This is a genomic window from Myroides sp. C15-4, from assembly GCF_050522745.1.
In the GTDB taxonomy this organism is placed as follows: domain Bacteria; phylum Bacteroidota; class Bacteroidia; order Flavobacteriales; family Flavobacteriaceae; genus Flavobacterium.
On record NZ_JBMVQX010000056.1, the window covers coordinates 1 to 9,568 of the forward strand.

Annotated in this window: 4 protein-coding genes; all 4 read right to left on the reverse strand. The window is 38.5% G+C overall.

What is annotated here, in order from left to right; all coding sequences use genetic code 11:
• A partial coding sequence (locus tag ACPDHL_RS15600; protein ID WP_430533650.1) for an MBG domain-containing protein occupies window positions 1-4,355 on the reverse strand: 4,355 nt, incomplete at its 3' end.
• Between the two features lie 349 nt (window positions 4,356-4,704).
• The gene (locus ACPDHL_RS15605) at window positions 4,705-5,481 is read right to left on the reverse strand and encodes a hypothetical protein (protein WP_430533651.1); all 777 of its coding nucleotides are present in this window, start codon (window positions 5,479-5,481) and stop codon (window positions 4,705-4,707) included.
• A gap of 284 nt (window positions 5,482-5,765) precedes the next feature.
• Window positions 5,766-7,664: a membrane protein insertase YidC gene (yidC, locus tag ACPDHL_RS15610; protein ID WP_430533652.1), complete on the reverse strand. Its 1,899-nt coding sequence runs from the start codon at window positions 7,662-7,664 to the stop codon at window positions 5,766-5,768.
• Window positions 7,665-7,712: 48 nt separating this feature from the next.
• A complete protein-coding gene (locus tag ACPDHL_RS15615) occupies window positions 7,713-9,326 on the reverse strand; it encodes a CTP synthase (RefSeq protein WP_430533653.1) in 1,614 nt (537 codons plus the stop codon).
• Window positions 9,327-9,568 lie beyond the last annotated feature (242 nt).

Sequence of the window (9,568 nt, forward strand, 5' to 3'; positions counted from 1 at the left end):
CCATACACTTTGGTTTGTGCATCAGCCGTTATGGTTACTGTGGCAGGGGTAATGGTTAAATCAGCGGCTTGATACACAAGAGTATAATCCGTTGGTGCCGCTACACTTCCCTGTTGGATTTCGTACGTTCCTACAGCCTCGCCTGCTTCACGAACTAAACTCCCTGTAAGCGTATCCGTTCCTTTTAATCCACTAACCGTATAGGTTAATGCAGGATCCGTATCTCCATACACTTTGGTTTGTGCATCAGCCGTTATGGTTACGGTGGCAGGTGTAATAACTAAATCAGCGGCTTGATACACAAGAGTATAATCCGTTGATGCCGCTAAACTACCCTGTTGGATTTCGTACGTTCCTACAGCCTCGCCTACTTCACGAACTAAACTTCCTGTAAGCGTATCCGTTCCTTTTAATCCACTTACCATATACGTTAATGCAGGATCCGTATCGCCATACACTTTGGTTTGTGCATCAGCCGTTATTGTTACGGTGGCAGGGGTAATTTCCAAATCAGCGGCTTGATACACGAGGGTGTAATCTGTGGTTGCCGCTAAACTACCCTGTTGGATTTCGTACGTTCCTACAGCCTCGCCTACTTCGCGAACTAAGCTTCCTGTAAGCGTATCCGTTCCTTTTAATCCACTTACCATATACGTTAATGCAGGATCGGTTTCTCCATATACTTTGGTTTTCGCTTCTGCGGTTACCGTTACGGTGGCAGGGGTAATTTCTAAATCAGCGGCTTGATACACAAGAGTATAATCCGTTGATGCCGCTAAACTGCCCTGTTGGATTTCGTACGTCCCTACAGCCTCGCCTACTTGACGAACTAAACTGCCTGTAAGCGTATCCGTTCCCTTTAATCCACTAACCGTATAGGTTAATACAGGATCCGTATCGCCATACACTTTGGTTTTTGCTTCTGCGGTTATGGTGACTGTAGCAGGGGTAATGGTTAAATCAGCAGCTTCAAATTGCAACGTATACCCTGCTACTGCTGTCAGTGTACCTTGGGTAATGACATAACTCCTAACATTTTCGCCTGGTTCGCGTGACAAACTACCCCTCAAGACCGTACTGGGATCAATGGCAGGATCTAATCCTGATACGGTATAAGTTAATGTTGGATCCGTATCTCCATAGCCTTTGGTTTGGTCATTTGCCTTAACCACAATAGTGGTTGTTCGAATCGCTAGATTAGCTGGTTGGTACCGCATTACATAATTCGCAGAAGTCAAGGCTAATGTTCCTTGCGTAATGGGATAAACCCCCGTTTCTTCTCCAGGATCTCTCGTTAAACTTCCAGTCAATACATCTTCTGCTAGCTCTCCATTTTTTAGTCCTGAAACTTGATAGGTCAACATAGGATCAGCTGCCCCTATTTCTTTGGTTTTTGCTTCTGCAGTTACCGTTAATGGAGCAGGTGAAATCGTCAAGGCGGCCGCAATCATAGTCAAACTATAATTCGAAGAAGCAACGGTCAAAGTCCCTTGGCGAATCGCATAAGAACCCACATTTTCTCCTGGATCTCGAACTAAACTTCCTGTTAATGGTTCCCCATTATAGTCGTTATGGATGGTATACCTTAACTCAGGATCGGCATCTCCATAGAATTTAGTTACGGCTGTAGGACTAATATAGAGTGCTAATGGGTTAACAACCAAGTTAATTTTACTTCTTGCACTTTCACAGCCTGTTGTACTAAATGTACTAACCCAATATACATGGGTACCTACGGGTAACGTAGCCGTATCGGGTGTAGGAATACTCGTTCCACCTGTTTCCGCTTCATACCAAGTTAAAACGTATGGTCCCAACACAGTTCTAATACCAATTAATATCGCTTGGGCCGGGGTACTATATTGAAAAGAGGAAGATACACTAATCGAATTTAATCTAGGATTGTCTACTTCCACTTGAATAGGCGTTCGACGCGCACTCTCTTCTCCTCCAATGGTTTGCGTAGCATAATAAGTTCCACTGCTTAGTAGTGTAGACGGTAGCAACGCAGTAGTTGCTGTTTCACTCGCATACCATTTGATATTTTCGCCAGTAGCGATTAAATCGCTAACTTTTTTATTTTCATTTTTACAAAACACTTGATTTACAGCGGCAGGAGGTGGTGTAACCTCTAGAATCTTTACCGTATAATCGGCCCATGTTCCATAATTATAGGCGCCACAAGGGTCTGTTCCATTGCCTACTCCTCCAGCATTCGCACTGCGATTCCAAATGCGCATGCGATAATTTCCTGTAGCTATAGTATTGGGTATAACCACAGTAGCTGTATATACTTGGGTATTGTTAGCGATATAATCAGGTACTGCCAATACTTCTGTCTGTTGATCAAAAACGCCATCAATATTAAAATCAATAGCAACTCCCGTACTAGTATAGCCCGTAGTCGTTATTTTAAACGTATAACTACTCCCAGCTTGTAAATCAGGAATAGACTCGGCTGTTCGGTCTCTTTGGGTATAAGAAGGGATTTGGTCGGTAAAATTAATTTCATCAATATTCACTACGGTAATGCGATGATTAGAGGATCCATTTCCATAGGTTGGCATACACCAATTGGGTGTAAATGCTACTGCATCTGTCCAATAGCTTTCATCTGTGGCAGTACAATTCGCTTTCACATAAGCGTGATACGTTGTTCCTGGAACTAGATTAGCAAGGTTTACTGTCCTTGTATTTGAATCTACTTGTGCTGAAAAAGCTAATCCAGTACTTCCACTGCCCGCTTCTCCTGAAGTTCGTATTTCATACGTATATCCTTCCGTATTAGGCGATGACGTGGCTGTCCAATCGATGGTTGCTGTGTTTAAACCTACCGCTGAAACAGTTAAATCGGTGGGTACAATACAAGTCGGTATTGGCTCGAAGCGAATATCATCGATATAGATTGCTTGATATTCATCGCTCAAACCATGGGCTAATCCAAAGTAATTAGCCGTTCCTGCCGGAAAATTGACGAAATACTCTTTGAATGAAGTAGTCAATGGTATGGTGGCTAAAGATTGCATTCCGACAGTCGTATTGGGATCTTCTAAGGTAACTACGTTTAAGGTTGACAGAGTCGAAGCTGTACTCCTCGCTCGAAATCGAACGCGATACCCACCATTTCCTAACTGATTGGTTGGAGGGGAAACCACCAGTAAATCACCTGTATTTTGGTTGCTATTGTATACATATAAGCTGTGACTTCCGGAATAAGAAGAAGCACTACTGGTGTATAGATACCCATTTCCAGTGGTGATTTTTCCCCAACAGGGAGGCAAACTAGCATTGTTTGTTGATCCTATAGGTTGAGACTCGAAATTTTCATTAAAAGCGCCTCGCGTTTCACATAAGGTAGTGAAAATAAAGGGACCTAGCCAATCTCCAAATTCTGTTGCACTACACTTAGATCTCACATAAAAATAGAAGGTTTCTCCACTAGCTAAACGCTCCAAAACAACGGCTAAATTGCTGGCAATAGTAGATCCACTTATTACTAATCCTGTTGTTCCAGAGCTTGGATTTCCATTGCTTCTCACTTCGAAATCATATCCTCCAGCCGGTGCTATGTTCGGTGGTGTAATATTAACTTTAGCGGTAGAGGAAGTAATTTGATTGATAATAATCGATATCGGATTCGGACAAGAAGGAACCAACTCAGCTGTAGCACCAAAAACACTAATCATTCCCTGTCCTCCTCCATGTGAAAACCCAATAGACTTAATTGCTTTCGTTTGATTTTCAGGATCAATAGGTATCGAAAATTGATACAATCTAGGGTTGGTTGTTGAATTTTCCGCCTCATTATTCATTCGAGTTACTCTTCCAAATCCTTGATAGGCAATTGGCAGAGTTGTTCCATCATACCAATCGGGTAAAGTAGCGCTTATCAGTTGAAATGAATCATCTTCAAAAGTAACCCTACAATGCAAAGTAGAAAAACCAGAGGCAGAAGTAGCTAGAATGTAGATATTTTGGGCTTTTACTTGCCCACCTACGTTAGATGTAATCGTATTTCCAAGAGTTTTTAACTGAATGACATTATTCCTACTGTAATCTTGAAGTTGAAACGGCAAATTAGGTGTTGTAGACGCTTGAGAAGTAATGCGTCCATTTGTAGGCAATCCAGTTGTCTGTGGTATTGATTCGGCGGTTAACTTCCAATCCAAACTGCGAAGGCAATAGGATACCCCATCCATATCATTGGTTGTACTCGACGAAGCAATTCCAACTCCATTGGCAATCACATCTTCATTAAACCCATCTAAGCTTAGCGGTTGATAAGTTTGTGCATGAAGAACAATATTCCACAGCAAAAATAGCGGAAGTAAAAAAGTAAGGGGCGCTTTTTTCATTTGAAAGAGATTGAGTTTTGTTGGTAATCAAGTTAAATGAGGAAACCTAATTTTTACAAAATTATCTCTTTAGTGAAAGAAATGAGAAAATGAGGGGTGGACAAAAGGGTGGACAAATGAAAACAGTGCAAAAAAACCAACCTTATTTAATTAAAAATCAACCCATTACAATATATCTTGTTTTTAAAACTTACTACTTTACCATCCATACTTACACCTAAAAAAAAGTAATATACCCTTACAAAACCAAACAAAAACCACTGGCTATAAGCAGAAAACAGCATCGTTTAGCTTCCTTTTTTTAAATAAAAAGGGCAACCTTTTGGGTCACCCTTGTCTTGTTTATGTACTAGTTGTTCTCTTCAGCCATTTTTGTGTACTCAGCGATTAAATAGCTTAGGTAATCCCATTTAATTGAATTGTATGGGTATTTTTGCAAAAATTCTTGGTTGTCCCCAAAAAGAAAATTGTAGTGTTCTTCAAATTCTCCTTTTTTAAGCCAGATGACTTCCTCTCCTTTTTTGATGTAATAGGATTTAATTACTCCTCCTCCAATTTTAGGTCCTACGCCAAAGCCAACCGATGAGGTTTCAGAAGCCATTGGATCTGCATACACTTCGATTTGACTACTAAAAGTTGGATTAATTAATTGCATCAAGTATTCCTTTTCCTCTTTTTTGTTTTTTAAGGAAGCGGTAATGTTTCTTACATACACTTCGTCTGGATTGGTTGATTTAGTTAAGCTTTTACTTCCCCAGTTGCGTGCATTGTCAAAGTAGTTCGCTACTTTAGCTCCTTTTACCAATCCTGAAATAGGCAAGTACATTTCTTGAATTTCATCTGCTTGGAACTCTACTTTTTTACCAGCCGTATCTTTCATTTTGATTGCTGTAATTTGACCTTTTTTTCTGGTTACTCCAGAAACAGATCCCTCTTTTTTGGTTCCATCTTTAAGAATAAGCGTTGAATTTTTCTTGGAACTTACACCGACGAATACTTCATCAAATAGCATATCATCCATTATTTTCAACTGTTCTTTAGAGAATTTCACTTTATCTTGTGCATGTATTGGCACATTCACCACTGCTGCAGTTGCTAAAAAGCTAAAAAGTATTAATTTTTTCATAAATTGTAAATTTAATCAAAAGTAAGCATAATATATGACCCATTTACTTTTTTATACAATATATCGCTGTACTTGTCTGCATTAGATCAAACGATCATTTTTCAAAAGAAACCTTTCAATAAAGGTAGGTCCTTTTGGAAAAAAGGACAGCGTAAAAAAAGTGGATAAAAGAAAAAGAGCCGATCTAAACAACTTAAAAAAGGAGGATGGCCCCAAAAGCCACCCTCCTTTTAAACAAAAAAACTCCTCTTAGTGAAGAGGAGTTTTTTATTTATACCGTAGTACTATTTTTTGTTTTGATCTTTCAAGCGTTGTTGTTCTTGTGCTTGTTCCATCATTTCTTGCATTTTACGCTGCCATTTTCCTTGTGGACGTTTCTTCGTTTTGTTTTCTTCGATCGTCGCTTTAATCTTTTCGTCTTTTACAATGTGGTTTTTAATTACATACATAATACCAATTGTAATCGAGTTTGAGATGAAGTAGTACAACGATAAACCTGAAGCATAGTTATTAAAGAAGAATAACATCATCAAGGGAGAGATATAGATCATCACTTTCATGATTTTGCTCATATCTGGCATTCCCTCTTGTGTCGGTTGTGCCATTTGTTGGTCTCCTGTTGTCATCTTCATATAGAAGAAGATCGCGATGGAAGCCAATAAGGGGAACAAACTCACGTGGTTTCCATAGAATGGAATGTTAAAAGGCAATTGCAATACCGAGTCATAAGACGATAAGTCATCTGCCCATAAGAAGCTCTTTTGTCTTAAATCGAATGATGATGGGAAGAACTGGAATAACGAATAGAAGATTGGAATCTGTAGTAAGGCAGGAATACAACCAGCCATTGGATTCACCCCAGCTTTCGAATACAATTTCATTGTTTCTTGCTGTTTCTTCATTGGGTCGTTTTTGAACTTCTCGTTTAATTCATTTACCTCTGGGCGAATCATTTTCATCTTCGCTTGAGAAACATAGGATTTATACGTCAACGGTGAAGTAAATAAACGCACTAGGATCGTTAAAACAATAATTCCAATTCCGTAAGGTAAGAAGCTTGTTAATAAACCAAATACAGGAATAAATAGGAAACGGTTCATCCATCCAAAGATTCCCCATCCTAAAGGAACGATATTATCTAAATTGCGGTCGTATGATTTCAATATTTTATAGTCCGATGGACCAAAATACCAATTCATATCGTAATTCAACTCCCCATTGCTATAGGCTAATGGAATTGTACTTGCAAATTGTTTAGTAAATACCGTATCTACTTTTTCGTCTGCGACTAAGTTCTTTGTATTTAACGTCGCCGTTTCGAAATTCTTATTAGTCAATAATACAGAAGTAAAGAAGTGTTGTTTGTATGCGATATACGAAACGTCTTTCAACTCTTTTGTATCATCTTTACTCGACTCACTTAAGTTATTGTCTTTTCCTTTTTCGTGCTCGTAATACAAGCGAACATATCTATTTTCGTATGCAATACTCTTTTCATTGCGGTACGTTTTCATTTCCCAATTTAACTCAGGGGTTTTAGACACATCCACTACTTTGCTCAATCCTTGTGTGCGGATCGAGAAATCTAGCATATAATCATCTGGTTTCAACACATAGCGATACTCTAAAAACTCCGTTTCAGAAGCTTTCAAACGCATAGCTAATACTTGGTTCTCTCCTTCTTTTGTCAACGTAGGTTCGAAGTACAAGTCTTCCGTATTGAACACTCTATTGTCTTTAGTATGCAATTGTAAATTAAATGTCGCATTGTGATCTTTGATCAAGGCAACGATTTCGTCTGAATCTTTACTGAAACGTTTGAAATTATTTACAACTACATGCGATAATTTTCCTCCCTTATTATCAACTTCAAGTGTAAGTAAGTCTGTTTTTAAAGTTGTAGTTCCTCCTTTAGCTGCTGGTAACATCGCACTATAAGCAAAAGGTCCGAATGTAGCGCGAATTTGTTCTGTTTGTAAAGAGTCTCCTGCTACAGGTGCCTCAAGGGCCTTTTCAAAGGTAGCGGATTGTTCTTGTTTTACACTTTCTTTCTGTGCTAATTCAGTATCTTTTTTTATTGACTCTTGCTCTTTATTAATGTTGTTCAACATCAACCAAACAAGCAATCCGGCAATAATCACAAAGCCTATAATACTGTTACGATCTAATTTTTTTCCTTCCATTACTTAATTTGTAAGTGATAAAATTTGTTATATAAAAAAATCTATTGATTAGTTGGATTTATAATCAATAGCTGCTTTTACAAAATGAACAAAAAGTGGGTGCGGTTTTGCTACCGTACTTTTGTACTCTGGGTGAAATTGAACACCAACGAAGAATGGATGCGTATCCAATTCTACGATTTCAATCAATCCCGTTTCTGGATTCCATCCTGAAGCAGTTAATCCAGCTTTTTCGAAATCCTCTAAATATTGGTTATTGAATTCATAACGATGACGGTGACGCTCATTGATCATGCTCTCTCCGTAAATATCAAATACTTTTGAGCCTTCTTTCAACTTACAATCCCATCCACCTAAACGCATGGTACCTCCTTTATCTGTAATATCTTTTTGGTCTTCCATAAAGGTAATTACAGGGAATTGTGTACTCTCATTTACTTCGGTCGTATTGGCCGTTTGGAATCCTAATACGTTTCTTGCATATTCAATTACTGCCATTTGCATACCTAAACAAATACCCAAGAATGGAATGTTGTTTTCTCTTGCAAATTTAACGGTTTCTATTTTTCCTTCAATACCACGGGATCCAAATCCTGGAGCAACTAAAATCGCATCTAGGTTTTTCAATTTATCTCCTACGTTTGTTGCCGTAATTAAATCCGACTGAATTGTGATGATATTTACTTTGGCTTGATTTTGAGCACCTCCGTGAACTAACGCTTCTAAGATAGACTTATACGAATCTTGTAATTCTACGTATTTCCCCACTAGTCCAATATTAACCACGTGATTAGGGAATTTTAAACGATGAATAAATTCATTCCATTTTACTAAATCTGGTGTTTGCTTTTCTGGTAGATCTAAGCGTTTTAACGCTACTTTATCTAATCCTTCTTGCAACATTAAGTTTGGAACGTCATAAATCGTTTCCGCATCAATGGATTGGATTACCGCTTCTGGTTTTACATTACAGAATTGGGCTAATTTTTGACGAATTTCTGAACTTAAATTGTGCTCTGTTCTACAAACTAAGATATCAGCTTTGATTCCGCTTTCCATCAAGGTTTTTACAGAGTGTTGGGTTGGTTTTGTTTTCAACTCTCCCGCTGCTGCCAAGTAAGGAACTAAAGTTAGGTGAACAACAATAGCGTTATTATCCCCCAATTCCCATAACAACTGACGCACAGATTCAATATAAGGCAATGATTCAATATCCCCTACTGTACCACCAATTTCTGTAATCACGATGTCATAGTCTCCTGTTTTACCAAGTAACTGCATGCGTTCTTTAATTTCATTGGTAATATGAGGCACTACTTGAACCGTTTTCCCCAAAAACTCTCCTCTTCGCTCTTTCTCGATAACAGACAAATAAACACGTCCTGTTGTTACGTTGTTCGCTTGAGAAGTTGGCACATTCAAAAATCTTTCATAGTGTCCTAAATCCAAGTCTGTTTCCGCACCGTCATCCGTTACGAAACACTCTCCATGCTCATACGGGTTTAGCGTTCCTGGATCCACGTTGATGTAAGGATCAAATTTTTGAATTGTCGTCGAATAACCTCTCGCCTGCAACAATTTTGCCAGCGATGCTGCTATAATTCCTTTTCCTAGGGATGACGTCACGCCCCCTGTCACGAAAATATACTTAGCTTGTCTCATTTATGTGTTTTTGTTGTGTTGTAAAGAATAAAACTTGGCAAAAGTACAACTTTTCCAGCGATTCTTCTAATTTTAAAAGTCGTAAAATAACTTTAAAATTTACTCGTTTCTGTATAAAGCGATTAGCTAGCAAATTGGTGATGAGAGATGAGAAAAGGGAGATGAGTGAACGTCCCTAAATATGGTTGACCGTTTTTAAACATTAACTTCATTATTAAATATAGTAATAAATGGTTTGGAAA